This window comes from Calditrichota bacterium, from assembly GCA_013152715.1.
In the GTDB taxonomy this organism is placed as follows: domain Bacteria; phylum Zhuqueibacterota; class Zhuqueibacteria; order Thermofontimicrobiales; family Thermofontimicrobiaceae; genus 4484-87.
The window spans coordinates 33741-52040 of the sequence record JAADFU010000163.1; the positions used below are offsets into that span (position 1 = coordinate 33741).

The 18300-nt window shown below is 44.2% G+C and carries 13 protein-coding genes; 11 read left to right on the forward strand and 2 right to left on the reverse strand.

The window, feature by feature from the left end; all coding sequences use genetic code 11:
* Nucleotides 1-27 precede the first annotated feature (27 nt).
* The 11 genes from tdh (at nucleotide 28) to GXO74_12410 (ending at nucleotide 14720) form a co-directional block, all read left to right on the forward strand.
* Nucleotides 28-1059: an L-threonine 3-dehydrogenase gene (gene tdh, locus GXO74_12360; GenBank protein ID NOZ62461.1), complete on the forward strand. Its 1032-nt coding sequence runs from the start codon at nucleotides 28-30 to the stop codon at nucleotides 1057-1059.
* A gap of 139 nt (nucleotides 1060-1198) precedes the next feature.
* Nucleotides 1199-1585 (forward strand): holo-ACP synthase, encoded by a 387-nt coding sequence (locus GXO74_12365; protein NOZ62462.1) that lies wholly within the window; start codon nucleotides 1199-1201, stop codon nucleotides 1583-1585.
* A gap of 76 nt (nucleotides 1586-1661) precedes the next feature.
* Nucleotides 1662-2858 (forward strand): glycine C-acetyltransferase, encoded by a 1197-nt coding sequence (kbl, locus tag GXO74_12370; protein NOZ62463.1) that lies wholly within the window; start codon nucleotides 1662-1664, stop codon nucleotides 2856-2858.
* Between the two features lie 40 nt (nucleotides 2859-2898).
* Nucleotides 2899-3078, forward strand: a complete 180-nt coding sequence (locus tag GXO74_12375; protein ID NOZ62464.1) for a DUF2141 domain-containing protein — start codon at nucleotides 2899-2901, stop codon at nucleotides 3076-3078.
* A 47-nt stretch (nucleotides 3079-3125) separates the two neighbouring features.
* Nucleotides 3126-3575, forward strand: coding sequence for a hypothetical protein (locus GXO74_12380; protein ID NOZ62465.1), 450 nt, complete (start codon nucleotides 3126-3128; stop codon nucleotides 3573-3575).
* A gap of 163 nt (nucleotides 3576-3738) precedes the next feature.
* Nucleotides 3739-4707 (forward strand): ribose-phosphate pyrophosphokinase, encoded by a 969-nt coding sequence (locus GXO74_12385; protein ID NOZ62466.1) that lies wholly within the window; start codon nucleotides 3739-3741, stop codon nucleotides 4705-4707.
* A 16-nt stretch (nucleotides 4708-4723) separates the two neighbouring features.
* The gene (locus GXO74_12390; GenBank protein NOZ62467.1) at nucleotides 4724-6517 is read left to right on the forward strand and encodes a hypothetical protein; all 1794 of its coding nucleotides are present in this window, start codon (nucleotides 4724-4726) and stop codon (nucleotides 6515-6517) included.
* A gap of 36 nt (nucleotides 6518-6553) precedes the next feature.
* Nucleotides 6554-7840: a hypothetical protein gene (locus GXO74_12395; protein NOZ62468.1), complete on the forward strand. Its 1287-nt coding sequence runs from the start codon at nucleotides 6554-6556 to the stop codon at nucleotides 7838-7840.
* A gap of 24 nt (nucleotides 7841-7864) precedes the next feature.
* A complete protein-coding gene (locus GXO74_12400; protein NOZ62469.1) occupies nucleotides 7865-10927 on the forward strand; it encodes a hypothetical protein in 3063 nt (1020 codons plus the stop codon).
* 497 nt (nucleotides 10928-11424) lie between these two features.
* Nucleotides 11425-13413: a hypothetical protein gene (locus GXO74_12405; GenBank protein NOZ62470.1), complete on the forward strand. Its 1989-nt coding sequence runs from the start codon at nucleotides 11425-11427 to the stop codon at nucleotides 13411-13413.
* A gap of 32 nt (nucleotides 13414-13445) precedes the next feature.
* Entirely contained in the window at nucleotides 13446-14720 is a 1275-nt protein-coding gene (locus GXO74_12410) for a hypothetical protein (protein NOZ62471.1), read from the forward strand.
* A 266-nt stretch (nucleotides 14721-14986) separates the two neighbouring features.
* Here GXO74_12410 and GXO74_12415 read toward each other — a convergent pair whose 3' ends face one another.
* The gene (locus tag GXO74_12415; GenBank protein ID NOZ62472.1) at nucleotides 14987-15448 is read right to left on the reverse strand and encodes a tetratricopeptide repeat protein; all 462 of its coding nucleotides are present in this window, start codon (nucleotides 15446-15448) and stop codon (nucleotides 14987-14989) included.
* Nucleotides 15449-15741: 293 nt separating this feature from the next.
* On the reverse strand, nucleotides 15742-18192 hold the full coding sequence (locus GXO74_12420) for a T9SS type A sorting domain-containing protein (GenBank protein NOZ62473.1): 2451 nt from the start codon (nucleotides 18190-18192) through the stop codon (nucleotides 15742-15744).
* Between the last annotated feature and the right edge of the window lie 108 nt (nucleotides 18193-18300).

Here is an 18300-nt window from a genome sequence, read left to right on the forward strand (position 1 = left end):
AGATGAACTATGCCCGGTGGCAGCACGATGAAAGCTATTGTGAAAGCGAAGCCAGGAGTCGGCGCTGAGATGCGAACAGTACCTATTCCGAAACCTGGATTTGGAGAAATTTTAGTAAAAGTAAAAACCGCTTCCATTTGCGGATCAGATATGCATATTTACGAATGGAATTCCTGGGCCGAACAACACGTGAAACCGCCTCAGACCATGGGACATGAATTAGCGGGCGAAGTTGTGGAACTCGGCGAAGGGGTCAATGCCGTAAAAATTGGTGATTTTATTTCTGCAGAGACTCACATTCCCTGCGGCTATTGCAAACCCTGTCGCACCGGAAATCCGCACATTTGCAGTAATTTGAAAATTTTAGGCGTGGACACGAACGGCGCTTTCGCCGAATACATTGTGATCCCGCAAATTGTCGCCTGGAAAAACGATCCTTCCATCCCGCCGGAATTTGCTTCTGTGCAAGAGCCGTTGGGCAATGCGGTGGACACGGTTTTGAGCGAAGATGTCGCCGGCAAAAAAATAGTGATTACCGGCGCTGGCCCCATCGGGATTCTGGCAGTCGGTGTGGCGCGAGCCTCCGGCGCGACGGAAATTTACGTCACAGACATTAATGATTATCGTCTTGGTCTGGCTCAAAAAATGGGCGCCGACGTGACGCTTAACCCGAAGAAGCAAGACGTAGTTGCCGAGATTTTAAATGCCACCAATGGCGAGGGCGTGGACGTGGCGCTGGAAATGTCCGGCAACGAATCAGCGCTGATTCAGGCGTGTCGGACATTGTCGCCGGGCGGAAGGTTGTCGATTCTCGGCGTTTTTAACCATCCTGTGAATTGGGATTTGAATAATTTAATTATTTTCAAAGGGATACGAGTTTACGGCATCACGGGCCGCCGGATGTTTTCGACCTGGTACAAAATCGGCAATTTTCTGAAATCAGGCCGGCTGGATTTAAGCCCGGCGATCACGCATCAGATTAAATTGGATGAATTTCAACAAGGATTTGATTTGATGCAAGCCGGAAAGTGTGGCAAAATTGTGATGCATGTGGAGTGATTTTTCGTTCCGGGTTCGAGTCGTGAGTCTCGGGTTTGTTGTGTTGCATGTTGCAAGTTTTAAAATTTGTTACTAATTTAAACCTGGAGTCTTCGAGCCTTTGTGGCTTAATACTTACAAAATTTGATATGAGACAAGCATGATTATCGGAATTGGTGTGGACATTGTCAATGTTTCGCGCCTCAAAATATCCATCGAGCGTTTCGGAGATCGCTTTTTGAAGCGGGTTTTCACCTCGAAAGAGTTGGAAGACTGTTTGGGAAAAGCGAATCAATTTGAAAAATTAGCGGCTCGGTTCGCGGCAAAAGAAGCGACTGTAAAAGCGATTGGCATCGGTCTGCGTAACGGGATTACCTGGCAGGACATTGAAGTCCGAAACGACGGCATGGGCAAACCGGAGATTCATTCCTACGGAAAATGCAAGCAAATGCTGCATGTGCTCAGCGTGAGCCGGGTGCATGTGTCGCTTTCTCACAGCGACGATTCAGCGATTGCGATGGTTGTTTTGGAGAAGAAAACGCACTGAAAAATTAGTGATTTGAAATTTTGCACTCGAAAAAATAGTTCATCAAAACACAAGATGAAACTGAAAGGATGAGCTTATGTACGGAAAAATTAAACAGGATTTACAAAAAGAGTTAGCCCAAATCCGCGCCGACGGTTTGTTCAAAGACGAACGCATCATCGCCAGCCCCCAGGGTGCGGATATTTCTCTTGTCGACGGTACGAAAGTGCTCAATTTTTGCGCGAATAATTATCTGGGACTTTCCAGCAACCAGAAAATGCTAGATCGCGCCATGAAAATTTTGGACGAGCGCGGCTACGGCATGAGTTCTGTGCGTTTCATCTGCGGCACTCAGGACATTCATCGGGAGCTGGAGGAAAAAATCGCGGAATTTCTGGGCATGGAAGACGCCATTCTTTACAGCTCCTGTTTTGACGCCAACGGCGGGCTTTTTGAAGCGCTGTTTGGAGAACAAGATGCGATAATCAGCGACGCGCTTAATCATGCGTCGATCATCGACGGGGTTCGTCTTTGCAAAGCAAAACGGTTTCGCTTTCAGCACGCGGACATGAATGATTTGGAGACGCAGTTGAAGGAAGCCGACAAACAGAATGTCCGCTACAAAATTATTGCCACGGACGGCGTTTTTTCCATGGACGGAGACATGGCAAAGTTGGACGAAATCTGCGATTTGGCGGATAAATACGATTCTCTCGTCATGGTCGACGATAGTCATGCCACGGGATTCATCGGCAAAACAGGCCGCGGAACACCGGAACATTTCGGCGTCCAGGGACGGATCGATGTGATTACCACGACCTTCGGCAAAGCCCTCGGCGGCGCGTCCGGCGGCTGCACCAGCGCGCGCCAGGAAATTGTGACCATGCTGCGCCAGCGAAGCCGACCCTATCTTTTTTCCAATGCGCTGGCTCCGATGATCGTGGGCGCAACCCTGGGCATTCTGGATGAATTATCCAATACGACGCAATTGCGCGACAAATTAGAGGAAAACACCAAATATTTCCGCGAAAAAATGACTGACGCCGGTTTTGACATTAAGCCGGGCGTCACTCCCATTGTGCCGATCATGCTTTACGACGCCAAGTTGGCGCAGGGGATGGCAAAAGACTTGCTCGATCGCGGTATTTACGTCATTGGATTTTCTTTTCCGGTAGTACCTAAAGGCCTGGCGAGAATTCGCGTGCAAATTTCCGCGGCGCACGAGCGCGAACATCTGGATCGCGCCATTGAAGCATTCACTGAGTCGGGAAAGAAATTCGGCGTTTTAAAATAGCGAAAAAGGATGTCAATGTGGCCCCGATCGGGATTATGCCATCAAAGCTTTTCATGATGAAGACAGCGATAACGAAATTGACGCCAACTTTGTCGAAATCCCTACGGAAAGTTACGGTTTCTCAAGTAACATTAAAGCATTGTTTGGCCCACCAAGTTTTGATAAAGCAAATTTTTTGTTTAACGCTGATAGCATGAAAATAGAGAGCAATTTAAGATAAAATGTGAATTATCAGGGTGACAAATCAAAATTAGGAGGACATAAAAAATGGAAATGGGAAAAGCTATCAAGGCCGGAATAATTTCAGGACTTATCATGGGAATTACTCTTTTCATTGCAGGCGCGATTTTTTCCAGAATAATCTATGGACCGCAGTTTGCTCCTCCAGGTAAATTTGAACCTGAACAGTTGAATGCTTGGTACTTTATTTGGACAAAATTATTAATCGGAATATTTTTTGGCGTTCTATTCACATTTTTTTATGAACGTTTGCCCATCTCCAAAAGAGTGACTGGCGGCTTGTCCGGTTTAAAATATGGATTCTTTTTCTGGCTTGTTATTTCCTTGTGGAATATATCTCATCCGTTAATTTATGGATCCATCGATAACAAAGATCAATTGTTTTGGTTGCTTTATTCTTTGTGTGGGTTTTTGGCTTTTGGATACACATTAGGATATTTTTACAAAAGAAATAACAAGAATCAACAATCGGGTTAACGAAAGGCGCAATGCTGAGCGAAAGATGCATGCCTGGAATTTCGTGTTGTTTGGGCGGGTTTTTGGCTGTGTTTTTCGGCACGGTGATTGCTTGTCTTTAGTTTTGCCGTAAAATTCTATCGGCGAAAAATTGAGCGGCTCATAAATAAAACTTGGAGAGAAAATGGCGGGTGAAATGAAAATATTTTCCGGAAGCGCGAATCCGGAATTAGCTCAAAAAATTTGTAATTTAATGAGCAAGCCGCTGGGGCGCGCTCAAATTTACAAATTTAAAGAAGGCAATGTTTACGTGAAATTACTGGAGACGGTTCGCCGCAAAGAGGTGTTTTTTATCCAATCGGGCATACAACCGGTGAATGATTTGATTATGGAAACACTGTTTTTCATCGACACTTTTCGCCGATCCAGCGCCGCGTCGATTACCGTAGTTTCACCATTTTTTCCTTACACCAAAGGCGACAAAAAAGACGAGCCCCGCGTCTCCATTCGCGCCAAGGTGGTTTCCGAGATTGTCGAAGCGATCGGTGCGGATCGCGTATTGACTGTGGACTTGCAACCTCCGCAAATTCAGGGATTTTTTCATATTCCCGTGGATAATCTTTACGCTATGCCCATTTTTATCGACTATCTGAGTCAGTTTCCGATGAAAGACCTGATAATTGTCGCTCCGGACTTTGGCGCGGCAAAGATGGCGAACAACTTCTCCCGGCAATTAAAGGCGCCGGTTGCATTGGGAAGCAAGTATCGGATGACCGATTCGGATAAGGTGAATTACCATGATCTCATCGGCGACGTCGCCGGCAAAAACATTCTTGTTGTCGATGATATGATCATCACCGGGGAGACAATTTTTACCATTAGTGATTTGCTCAAGGCACGCGGCGCAAACAAAATCGATATTTGCGCGACTCACGGTTTGATCACAGACGCCTTGATCAAAAAACTTGATAAAAGCCCGATTCACAAATTGATCATCACGGACACCATTCCTATTCCCAAAGGCGTCAAACACAAAAAGTTGATTCAATTATCAGTTGCTCCTTTGATAAGCGAGGCAATATCATCTATTTACAATGGCGATCCATTGAGCAAATTGTTTGATCGCATCGAGTGGATTACAAATTTCTCTTAATGAATGAGGCAAAGCGATGATGAATCTTAAATTGCAATGGCGCAAAATTTCTCGATTGGCGTTGTGGATATTTGTGATTTCGCTTGGCGTGGCACTTCGGGCAGCAGCAAATCCTTTTCCGACGATTACCTATTATTTTGAAATCAACGAAACCAACTGGAAGAGCGCTTCGGTGAACATTACCATTGAAAATAATTCCCTCAATCATCTGCTTTGTGTCATGCCCGGCGTCAGCGGAGCGGCGTTTCAGCCCGTCTGCGTTTCGTCGCGCATTTCCAAATTCGAGGTGACTGGCGAAGGAATGAAAGAACCCACATTTCAGAAAGTGAACGACAATTCCTGGCTAATTTACACCAACGGCAACCACACCATCATTGTCTCGTACCGAATTTCCAGATTGCAGAATCCGTTTCTGGGGAAATATGTGAATCGGAGCTATGCACTGATCGATAATCCGGCGGTATTTATGATGATTCGCGAGCTGAAAGATTTCCCGGTCAAGGTCGCCGTGAGCGTGCCTTACGGCTGGAAATTAGCCACGGGTCTCCCATTTGCCGGAGATAATTTTGAATACAGCGCGCTGAATTACGACCAATTGGCGCGCTGTCCTCTATTTTTGGCGCCTTTTGAAGAGGTTTATTTCACCTATTACAACCAAATCCATTTTGTGTTGTTCAATAAGAGCGTTTCCGGTTCTCTGAGCGAGAAGCTCAGTCGATTGAGTCAGAAAATATTTCGTTGTCAGGCGGATTTTTTGCAGGAGATTCCCAGAAATCGCTATTTTTTCATTTTTAATTTTCTAACGAGAAAAAAGACGGTTTCGTCTCAGGCATTCAGCAACGGTTCGATAATGTTTTTGCCTCGTCAACTGAAACCCGAGCTCTACCCGAATGTGCAAAAAGAGATCGGAAGCGCATTTTTTCGCCACTGGTTCCAATCAGTTCGGCCGTCTATTCAATATTCAACTCATAGTGCAAACCATCTGAGAAATCTCTGGTTCTGGCTCGGCGTCGCCGATTATTACAGTTCGCTTTTTCTCGTTCGCACGCAGGAGTGGACAGCGGACTATTTCATTCATCATTACATCGAGCAGATTAATCAATTTTTGAAACTCGAAGATGGAAATAAAACGCCCATTTCGGCCGTGCGATTGTCGGGTACGGGAAACGAATTGTTTTCAAATTTTGCATTATTGCGTTTGAAAGGAGAACTGCTTTGCGCTATTTTGGATTTGAAAATCCGTGCCGTGAGTCAAAATCAGAAATCATTGGACGACATCGTCAAATTCATTGTCAGGTGGTCAATTTCCAATGACAGACAAGCGCTGGATTTGAATTTGTTAGAAATCATCAGCTCGGTTGCCACGATTGATTTTACCACTTTTTTCGATCTTTACGTTGACGGCGTTATTGAGCTTCCCTTTGCCGATGCGCTGGAAAAGGCGGGAATTTTCGTTGAATTTCACCCGGATACCATTCCTGACCTGGGAAATGTTTCCGTTGCGAACAATGTCATTACCGACTTTGATCAATCCGGGCCTCTAGCGCTCGCCGGAATAAAAAAAGGAGACAAAATTCTCGCTGTCAACCAATTTCAGCTCGACGAGATGATTGATCTGAAAACGCTGCGCGACTCCCTTACTGTCGGCAAAGGCAACGAGTTGATGGTTAGCAGAGAAGGGCTTACCTTGTTGCTGAGTCTCAACGTTCCGGGGAGAAAGATTCAGCAGATTCGTCCTGTTTCTACGGAGCCAAAGACGGATTTCCAGTCCGCGATTCGAAAAAGCTGGTTGAGAGAAACGACTAAATAATCCATTCGGAAATAACTACGAGCGGAATTTAAATAGATGGAACAAGAACAGAAAAGAAATCCGCTGATCGGCAGAACCATGTACATCCCGCGCATGAGTTTCAGCGGCGCAAAATTGATGGGAGCCGCATTTCAGTCCGCCGGAGTGAACGCCATTCCGGCGCCGCCTTCCGACGCGCGAACCCTGGAATTGGGCGGAAAATATCTCACCGGCGACGAGTGTTTGCCGGAACGGATCACGCTGGGAAATTTTTTGAAAGTGATTGAGGATTCTGATTTTGATTCAAAGAAAACGGCATTTTTGCTGCCAACCGCCGGCGGACCCTGTCGTTTCGGCCAGTATCAGGCTTTATTTAAAAAAATTTTAAAGGACAAAGGACTGCTGAATCAGGTGTTGGTCATTTCTCCTACCAGCAGCAACGGCTACGAGGGGTTTGGCATCAGCGGCAGCGCTTTGCTGCGAAATTCCTGGTTAGCGATATTGGCCGGCGACATTATTCGCAAACTTCATTTGAGAGTCAGGCCTTACGCGCTCAATAAAAAACTCGCCAATGAACTTTTTCATCGTAGTCTGGAAGAAGCGGCGGCGGTTTTATCCGATCCGCATTTTAAGCACAAAACTCGCCGCCAAAAATTGCGCTCCGTCCTGATCGGTATTCGCGACCGTTATCGGGCGCTGCCGGCGGATTACAGCCAAAAGAAACCCCTGATCGGCATTGTCGGGGAAATTTATTGTCGGCTCAATGAGTACAGCAATGAATATCTGGTGAACAAAATTGAGGAGTTCGGCGGCGAAGTCTGGATGAACGACATATCGGAATGGGCCTGGTACACCACGGACGAACAAATTCAGCGGCTAAAGTATCAGAAAAAGGTTTTTTCCAAAGAGATGCTTGCCGCTCAGATAAAGTCATTTTTGCTCAAAAAAGACGAGCATTCCCTGTTGGCGCCGTTCAAAGATGATTTTCGCGGTTACGAAGAGCCGCGCCATGTCCGCGAGGTATTAAATTACAGCAGCCCTTATTTGCCGCAGCGCGGCGCTTTGGGAGAAATGGTGCTCAATGTGGGTAAGTCGATTTACCTTTACCACAAGGGCGCCGACGGCATTGTCGATATCAGTCCTTTCACCTGCATGAACGGCATTGTGTGTCAGACGGTTTACCCGCAAGTGAGCAGACAGCACGACAATTTTCCCATTCGGATTTTCTATTTCGACGGGGGGCAGACTGATCTTGATCGCGATGTGGGTATTTTCATGGAATTGGCAAGAAATTACATGGGCAAAAAAAAGAAAAAACGAACTTTCCCGCCATGTTTCGGTTAATTTTGAAAAGGAGCGATTTCTGCAGTGGGCTTACCTTTCAAGAAAATTCCATTCTTTTTGATTAATTTTATTCCAATTTTTGCCGCAATCAATTTGACATCGCAAATTCCAAAGGTCGAAATTCCCGATAGCCTTGCCATTTTGGTGAAATCGCATCCATCACGACCGTTTGTTTTTACGGATCGGGCGGCTGCTTTTTTTTACGGTGAAACAGCGCAGTTGAATCACAACGGTCATCAGGGATTTTTCATTGGCGAGAAAAAATATCTGGCGGATTATTTGCTGTTCAAGGGAAACAAGCGAATAATGAGATCCAGCGCGCGAAAAATAATCGTCTTTCCCGACCGAATTGTGCGCGAGTATAGTTGCGGCCTGTCCGAAGAATTGACTTTGCTCGATCTGGAAAATGTTTTGTTGCTTACTTTCAACTCCATTCCGCATCGGGGAATAGAACTTGTTTTTTGGGGCGTCGAAAAGTTGTCTCCGTTGACAGACGAGAAAAATCATTTGTTTCTTTTCATTCCGGATGATGAAGAGTCAAAAGGAAAAATAGTGGCGGTCGGTATTGTCGGGAGGGCTCAATTTTCTGATTATCGCCGAAAGGACGTCAACTTTGGCGTGTCAGACGGAATTCCTCTCGGCACACTGAAATTGCCCGGAACAAAAGCCAGAGCAGCAATTTTTGTCGCCAACGATGTGAAAAGTGCCGGAAGACGGTGGAAAAATTTAAAGAATAACATACCAAACTTGCTAAAGAAACAAAGACTGCGGCTGCGAAGGATGGTCAACAAATGTTATTTTCAAACGAATGATTCTGACTTGAATTTGAGTTTTTACCGGGCGCTGATTTCTCTGGATCAACTCATCATTCATCGGACAGAAGGCCAAAAAGAAACGGTTGGCATTTTTGCGGGTCTGCCCTGGTTCAATAATTACTGGGGCAGAGATACTTTCATTTCTTTGCCCGGAGCGGCGCTGGTGACAGGTCGCTTTTCAGAGGCAAAACAAATTCTCTGCTCATTTGCTGATTACCAAAATCAGGATTCAACTTCTGTTTTTTGGGGGAGAATTCCCAATCGAGTGACGAAACAGGATGTTATTTACAACACAGCGGATGGCACGCCCTGGTTTGTGAAATCGCTGTGGGAATATTATCTTTACTCCGGTGACGAGGATTTTCTGAAAAAAATGTACCCGGCGCTGAAGTTGAGTGTTCTCGGTACGTTTCGTTATCATTGCGATTCGCTCAATTTTTTGACTCACAAAGACGCGGAAACCTGGATGGATGCCAAGGGCGGACAGGGCGCCTGGTCTCCGCGCGGGAATCGCGCCGTGGAAGTGCAGGCGTTATGGTTTCAGCAGTTGCAGATCGCGGTGAAAATTGCCGATCTGGTTGGCGACCAGGAAAACGCGGAACAATGGGAGTCTGCTGCAAATGTCCTGCGAAGCAATTTCCGAAAATATTTTTGGAATGGAAAAAACAAAAAATTGTTCGATCATTTGAATCGAGACGGCACAGCGGACGAAAAAATTCGGCCGAATCAAATTTTCGCTCTAACACTGCCTGAGCCGCCTTTGCTTTCTCCGCACGAGCAAATTTGCGTGCTGCAAGAAGTCGTCACGCGTTTGACCTATCCGTACGGCGTGGCTTCGCTCTCGCAGCACGATCCCGATTTTCATCCCTATCATCAGTTACCGGCTTTTTACCCCAAAGATGCGGCGTACCACAACGGCACCGTCTGGACCTGGCTCGCCGGGCCTGTCATTTCTGCTCTGACGAATTTTGGTTACAACGATCTGGCGTTTTCTTTGCTGAAATCCGAAGCCGGGCAAATTCTGAACGTCGGCGCCGTCGGCAGTTACTCGGAATTATTGAATGCTTTGCCGCGTCCGGGAGAAAAGTTTCCGCGTTGGTCAGGGACAATTTCGCAGGCATGGTCTTTGGCGGAATTCATTCGCAATTGTTACCAGGATTTGCTCGGAGTGAAACCTGACGTCCCTGCCGGAAAAATCGCTATTGCGCCTCATCTGCCAAAATTGATCAACAGCATCGATTTTCGCTTGCCTTTTCCGGGGCAGGATATTTTTATTTCTTTTCGGAGGAATGGCGCAGACACGACGGATTTGAAAATAAATTATGTCACTGGAACACGCAACTGGGAATTTGCCATTTCGTTGCCCGCGGATAAAGAGAAACGTGCTTCGCTGGCACTTCATTTGCAGCCAGGAGAACAGGCGGTTGTCAGAATGATTCAAAGCAAAACAACAAATATCGTGGTTAACAGGAAAGCGGTTGATTTTGATTGGGAGAAATTACCGTTTCCGTCATCGGATTTGCCGACGCTGAAATTTGCCGTTCCCGAAGCGGACAGTCAGGTGCGAGCGTTGCAGCCGCCGCCTTTTCCTTTGCTAAACGGGAAAATAGTGAACAAATTCAACGACCGCGCCGAAAAAATCGTGGAGGCAGTTGATTCTTTGCACGACGATTTTGGACCTAATGGCGCGTACCGATATCCGACAAATGCCAATTTTAAGGCAGGAATTCTGGATTTGCGGAAATTTCAGGTTTTTAGTGACGACGAAAATTATTATTTTGCGCTCGAATTCAGAGACCTGGCGCAACCTAACTGGCATCCGGAGTATGGATTTCAACTGACGTATGCTGCCATTGCCATTGACCAAAAATTGTCCGCTGGCGGTCGAAAACGGATCGGTCGCAACGCAAACTACTCTCTGCCTGACGAGTTTTCCGCGGAGCGGTTCATTTTTGTCGGCGGGGGAATTGAAATCGAGAACGACCGTGGCGAAATAATCACCGCGTTCAGACCCGCTGATGCGGCTTATCCCATCGGCGATGTTGCCCGGAAAAGAATTCGTTTTGCCGTGCCTAAGAAATATCTGGGTTCCGGCGCAGGTCGTTGGAAATGGGCAGTTCTTGTCGGCGCGCAGGATGACCACGGCGGCGCTGGCATCGGCGAATTCCGCTGCGTAGCAAAAAAAGCGAGCGAATGGCAAGGCGGAGGCGCTGAAACAGATTGCCATAGTTGCAATGTTTATGATTTTTTGTTCGTTGGGAATGGAAATTAATCAATTTCGTTTTACAATTTTGGTAAGAGCAATTTTTTGAGTAGCAAAATAATATTTTTCTAAATCAAAAAATTGCTTGACAATTTTCAAAATATTCGTAAATTAAAAGAAGATAATTTTTATTTGTAACTATTCAGGTATGGGTATTCAGGAAGCCGCTGAAGCGGCTACTTCACTTGCAAGGTCTAGTACAATCGGTTTTTTAACGAACACCATGCTTCAGCAGCTTACAAAATGGACTAAAGCCAGTTACTTTTATTTTTTGCAAAAGAAAGCAAAACTAATGAGAGGCAATCTTCTTTGGGGAAAATCTTCGTCGAATTTCCCGCGCTGAATGGTCTCGCTGGTGATGAATTTTTACTTGCACTGCTTTTGCTTTTTGCTGTGGCTATTGTAAAATAACTTTGTGGAAAGTTTATTCAATTTTTGCAAGAATATATCTTGAAGATTTTTCAACTAATCTGACAAAATGTGATCACTATCGAATGGGTGATTTTATGAAAAGAAGCTTGTTGATTTTTGCTTTGCTTATTTTAGGTCTTGTGAGTCGTTGTACGCTTAATTTGCCCGAGGATCCGCGACCACCGAAATGGGACTTACTCGTGGAAGAAATTCCGCTTTTCAGCGCTGATACGCTCCGCGTCGGCGATGAGTTCTCGCGGGATACGTACAATCGTCTGGGACCTGATTCCATTCTTTCCATTAACAAAAATGGCCAAAAGACATTCGGGCTGGCGGACAAACTTCGAATTCAAAGCCAGAACGTGCATGCCTCTGCTCAATTGGGAAATTTTGAAATAAGCGCCACTCAGCAATCGAGCACAGAGATCTATTTCACGGACATTTATCCGGAATTAGCCGGCCATGAGGGACAACAAGCGATTGTGCCCCCGAAAGATTTGACGCCTGTTGAAAAAGAAGTTACTCTCACGGATTTTGATAGCGTCAACGTCGTCACTGGCAGAGTGCGTTTGGAAGTCACCAATCATCTGGGCATGGACTTGAGCGGCGATGTGCGCCTGGCTATTCTGGATCAGGTCCGGGCCAATGCGCCCATTGATACGCTCCAGTTGGGATTGATTCGGGATGGCGAAACCAGATTTTTCTATGTGGACCTGGAAAATGAATTGATTTCTTCGAGTATTCTGGCAGTGCTGTTCGGCAGAATGGACGGCAGCAACGGGCAAACTGTGACTCTCGTTCAGGGCGCTCGCTTGGAACTGTCCGTCTCGCCGGAGGATATCGTCGCTGACGCAGCCTACGGCGCCAACCTGAAAGAGCAGATTTTGGAACTGACAGATTCCATCGACTTAAGCACCGATTCTCTCACCGTGCGCCGCGGCGAAATTGAGTACGGATCCATTTTGCTGGAGATTACCAACCATTTCAATTTTGGCATCGGTCTGGAAATCGATGTTCTCAGTATCACCGATGCCAACGGCGACCCTTTTTCTCTTTCTCTCAATTTGTCCCCTGGTCAAACGGGTTCAGATGTGGTGTATTTGGACAATGGTGTGCTCGATCTGGACGGTGAAAATCTAAAATTCGGGATAAAACTACAAATTTTTCCCAATGCGAGTAACAGATATGACTTGAAATCCAGCGATGAATTAGGCGTAGCTGTGAAGCTCTCCGATATTCAATTCTCGTCGGTGACAGCGGATTTTAATATCGCGACCTCCTTCCCTGAATTTGAAGAAGAGGTTTTTCCCCAAGGAACGGAAAATTTAAAAAACTTCGATTTTCACGATGTCTGGCTGAAAATGCAATTTCTGGACACACCGTTTGATCTCGGTTTAAACCTCACTTTCAACGCGGTTCGCAGCGACACTTCGTATAAAATTGTAATTCAAAAAAATATCCCTGCCAATGGTTCGCTTTTGCTCAACCGTAACGGCGCCAATGAAGACCAGTCGCAGCCGACGATTGTGGATTTGTTTAATATCATTCCTGAAAAGATGCTCGTCAGCGGCTCTGTGCGTGTGATGGGACAAAATGCCACTTTTCACAAAGACGACCAGATGGGCGTCAGATATGATCTCGATTTTCCGCTCATGTTTACTACCAAAAATTCCCACTATTCCAAAACGGACTCTCTGAATATTGACGAGGACGCGCGGCAGAAAATCAGAGATTACACTTATCAAGGATCTATTAATGTTTCGCTCGTGAATAGTTTACCTATTTCCGGATTTTTGTCGTTATTTGTAGGACCTGATTCAAATCACGTTGATTCAGAGATTTTTACCATCGTTTTGCCGAGACCCACTTTGCGCAATGACGGTGTCGTTGCGCAACCTGCCAGTGGATCTTTTGTAATCGAGTTGACTAAACAAAAATTTACTGAAATAGCAGACAGCTATTTCCTTCGCTTCGAGGCGAGTTTGGACGACACGCCGGAAGCCACGCTGACGGCAAATGACTACTTGATCGTAAAAGATGTTTTTATCAACGGCAAGTTTCTCATTGATCCTGATAATCTTTAAAGATAAGTTGGCAAAAGTAACCCGGAGAAGAAATGAAGAAAAAATTAGCCATTTACACGATATTTGCCATTCTTTTCGTGGCGCCGAATTTGTGCTTTTCACAAAACGGACTCAGCTTGGGAATCGGCGGTATGACTGCCATATCTCGCGGCGTGGAATCTGTTCACTGGAATCCGGCCAATCTGGCATTTGCCGATCCCAATAGACCGAATTTTGAAATGATCATCTATTCTTTGAATGCCAGAGGCGGAAACAACTCCTTCAGCTTCGATGACATCAACAAATACATCGGCGACGGCGAAAGTATTTATTTGACGGAAACAGACGTCAAAAATATTTTGAATCTGATCCCTAAATCCGGAATGGTGTTTGATTTTACGGGCAACGTGTCTCTGCTCAGCTTTTCTTACAAGAATTTTGGTTTTGGCATTGAATCCCAGATGTTCGGCCATTTTTCTGTGCCTAAAGATTTGTATGAAAATTTGCTCTATAAAATCGGAAGAGATGTTTACGACTATTCGGTGAACGGAGGGGGACAAGGATTAATCAAATTTAAATTTTCATACGGGAGAAGGCTGATTGATCGCATTATTTTTGATGTGCCCGGATTGAAAAATACTGTATTTAAAGAAATTGCCTGGGGAGCATCGCTGGCGCTCGTGCAGGGTGTCGGTTATGCCAATGTAGAAAAGGGAATGGCAAAACTTTCCATTACGAACAGCGGAATTCTGCCGCGCGCGGAATTTGCCACACGTACTGCCACGTTCGGCAAGGGAATAAGTCTTGATCTTGGTTTGAGCTCGTACACGAATAATGGCTGGCAGATTGGCATGGTTTTAGAAAATTTATTGGGTTCAGTTTTTTGGGACCGAGGCGCACAGTTTTCGCGTGCATCTTTGGACCTGGGAAATGAGCCATTGTTCATTTTTGGCAAGGGACAGCTCGGCGATATCAATGCTGATTCGGTGACAGTGGATACGACTTATTCGATTGACGGTTTCAGCAAAAGGATTCCCCTCAGCTTTCGCGTCGGCATTGCCAAAAATATCAAGCGTTACCTGCTCAACATGGAATTTGACCGCACCGATGGAATTTCTCAATTTTCATTTGGCGGTGGTGTGAAATTTTCTGTTTTTCGCTGCTACGCTTCCGTGGGCAGAAGGCTGAGCAATTTTCAGTGGAGTATCGGCGGTGCCCTGGATTTCAAGCGATTTTATTTTGACCTTGGCGTTTCCAGCCGCGGCGGCATCACCCTCGGGAGTTCCAGAGCGTTGTCCTTGGGGACGAGTATGAAATTCGGCTTTTGAAAAAGCGATCATTTGATTAAAATTTAAAAAGGGAAGCTCGTCTGAATTTTGGCCGGCTTCCTTTTTTGTGTGTTTAAAAATAACGGCTTTTATCTGGGGGGGATAGATGGTGTGCACGATAACAAGTTGCTAACCTGCTCCCAGGATTAAAGCGCACAGTACTTTGAGAATGATTTTAGCTTTTTTTTAACCGACGAAACAATAATATCTGACGTGCCCTGCGCGTCAGGTTGAGCAAAAAATGCTAGCCATTGACTTGTTACTGATTAATTTGAACGATTTTTTAGAGATTCTATCTCTAATCTTATTAACTCGATGCTTTCAGAATCATTATTGTCTTCTGCATATCGGAGTGCTTTGTTGAACGCTTTATTAGCCTGTTTGAGTTTGCCAATTTCACGATAGGCTTTACCCAGCCAGCCATAGGCTTTAAAGTTTTTTACGTTGTTAAGAGCACGATGACGCCGATATTCCCATTTTGCACCAAAACCACGTGATGTAACCGAAGATATCACTTCTCTTTTTATTGCTTTTTTATAGTATTTGATTGCCAATTTATAATCACTAAAATTGAAGTAAATATTAGCAATATCCAAATAGACATCAGGATCCCGAGGTCTTATTTCTATTGCTATTAGAGCATTTTTAATCGCATTTTCCTTGTCTCCCTTTTCGAGATATTCGAAAGCTTTATTAGCGTAGGACGAAGCGTCGTCATTAAAATTCATTTGCTATCTCCTTAAAAAGATAGTCATTATTATATTGGCTCACCATCATTTTGGGTGGGTAATTTGGGAGTCGGTTAGTCCATTTTCGTCCTAATCCCTTCTCACTGATACTGGAAGGACGATGGTGAAATGGACTAACCGAATAAAAAACAATGAGTTGCACAGTTCAAAATGATGTGGCCGCTAATTGGCACCTCGACTAATGATAATAATAATGCTTAAATTTACCCACTCGAAATGGTGGGGAGCCGTTTTTGATTTTGTCGCTTTTTTGCTAAACTACAGTAAAATAATTATTTAATTAATATCATTTTTTTTACATCTTGAAATTCATCCATTTGAATATGATAAAAATAGATACCTGAAGCTAAATTATTTGCTTCAAATATGATTTTATGATTACCTGCGTGCATTTCTTTATTCAAAATTGTAGAAACTATTTCCCCACTGATATTATATACTTTTAGACTTACATGACAACGATTTGAAACATCAAAATGAATTATTGTGCTTGAATTAAATGGATTTGGATAGTTTTGAGAGAGAAAAAAAGTTATTGGATTTCCTATAATTATTTCCCCTGTCATATAATATTTATAATCACCTTTATAATCCATTTGTTTTAGACGATATTGATATGAGCCAATTAATATGTCAGTGTCTATATATACATAGTTATGTTGTATCGTGGAAGTCCCACAACCTTTTACAAAATCAATTTCTTGCCAATTGTGATCACCCATTTTTCTTCTCTCTATATAAAATCCATAGTTATTTGATTGAGGGGCTGTTGTCCATTGCAAATGAACATTATTTTCAATAATGGTAGCTGTGAATGATATTAATTCCACTGGTACTGATGTTGTCATTAAATTTTCATACCAAGCAATCTTATTATCTTTGCCTGAAGCGGAAATTATATCTATATCACCATCACCGTCAAGGTCGGTTGCATATACGGACTTTGCCCAATCTGCATCGGTTGAAATTACTTTTTGGCTACTGAAACTGCCGGAACCATAGTTTTCATACCAAGCAATTTTGTCATCATCCATTGATGCTGATAGTACATCAATATCGCCATCGCCATCAAGATCTTTTGCATGAACACAATGCGCACCAAGAGCATTAGTTGTAATAATGCATTGGCTACCGAAGCTGCCTGAACCATTATTTTCATACCAAGCAATTTTGTTGTCATCCTCAGAGGCAGAGAGCAAATCTAGATCACCATCACCATCAAGATCGGCAGTTGCTAGACAACGGACGCCTTTTGCCTTGGTTGTTATTTCTTGTAGACTGCTGAAACTAGCTGAACCATCGTTCTCATACCAACCAATCTGGCTGATCCAATTGGTGGTTACGGCTGCTAGCACGTCCATATCCCCATCACCATCAAGGTCTGCTGCATAGACAGTATTAGCTGCATTTAAATCTGTGTCGATCGCATTTTCACTGCTAAAACTACCCGAACCATTATTTTCGTACCATGCGATTTTGTCATGCCATTGGGATACGGAGAGAACATCTACGTCATTGTCACCATCGAGATCTGCCGCAAACACAGACCTCGCTCCATCTGCCTCTGTTGATATTATCTTTTCGCTGCTAAAATTGCCTGAACCGTCATTCTCATACCATGCAATTTTATCATCATCATATGACGCAGAGAGCACATCGATGTCGCCATCGCGGTCCAAATCAGCATAGTAAATGGAACGGACGTTATTTGCCTCGATGGTAATCAAATTCGGATGACCGAAACTTCCTGCTCCGTTGTTCCTATACCAAGCAATTTTATCATCTTGTCTAGATGAGGAAAGCACATCCATGTCACCATCCCCATCAAAATCTGCGGCTAAAACATTATTTGCATTATATGCATTCCAGCTGAATACATACTGGCTAATAAAATTACCTGAACCGTCATTTTCATACCAAGCAACCTTGTCGTCGTATATAGATGCATTAAGCACATCCATATCGCCGTCGTTATCCAAGTCTGCAGCATAAAATGATGAGGGTCTTTTTACATTACTATTGATATCAAACGTATTGTTGAACCTTCCTGAACCGTCATTTTCATGCCAAACGATTTTCTGCAATTTATTTGTATGAACTGCAGCAGATAGTACATCCAAATCACCATCCCCGTCGATATCCGTCACAAAAAAAGTGCTCAGTTCAGCGTTTGTGCTGGAGAAAATCTCTCTTTCATACATAAATCCAAGTGAACCTACGTTTTCATACCAACAAACAGCGTTCCAATATATTGATGTATAAATTACATCCAAGTCACCATCCCCGTCAATATCAGCAGCGCTAACCGAACTTGCTTCATCTGCCACTGTTGATATTATCTTTTCGCTGCTAAAATTGCCTGAACCGTCATTTTCATACCAAGCAATTTTATCATCATCTTTTGATGCTGAGAGTATATCAATGTCGCCATCGCTGTCAATATCTGCTGCGTATATTGACTGGGCCCCTGCTGCGTCAGTCGTTATCACGTTCTGAGTACTGAAACCAGCAGTACCTTGATTTTCATACCAAGATATTTTATTATCATTCTGTGAGGCAACAATCACATCGAGTTTTCCATCACTATTGAGATCAGTGCTGTAAATCGAAGTGGGTGAATCTACTTTCGGAACAATAATTCTTTGATCACTAAATTGTTGTTGAGACAAGGTGGGAGGAATGTAATAAGAAGATATAATCAAAATTATTAAAATAGTTTTCATGATTCTCTCCAGTAAATTAAATTTCTGGTATAACCCATAAACCTCGCAGTTAGAGTTATGCGCAATGAGAAATTATCAAAAAAATAGTTGAAGCATGGGGAATCCATA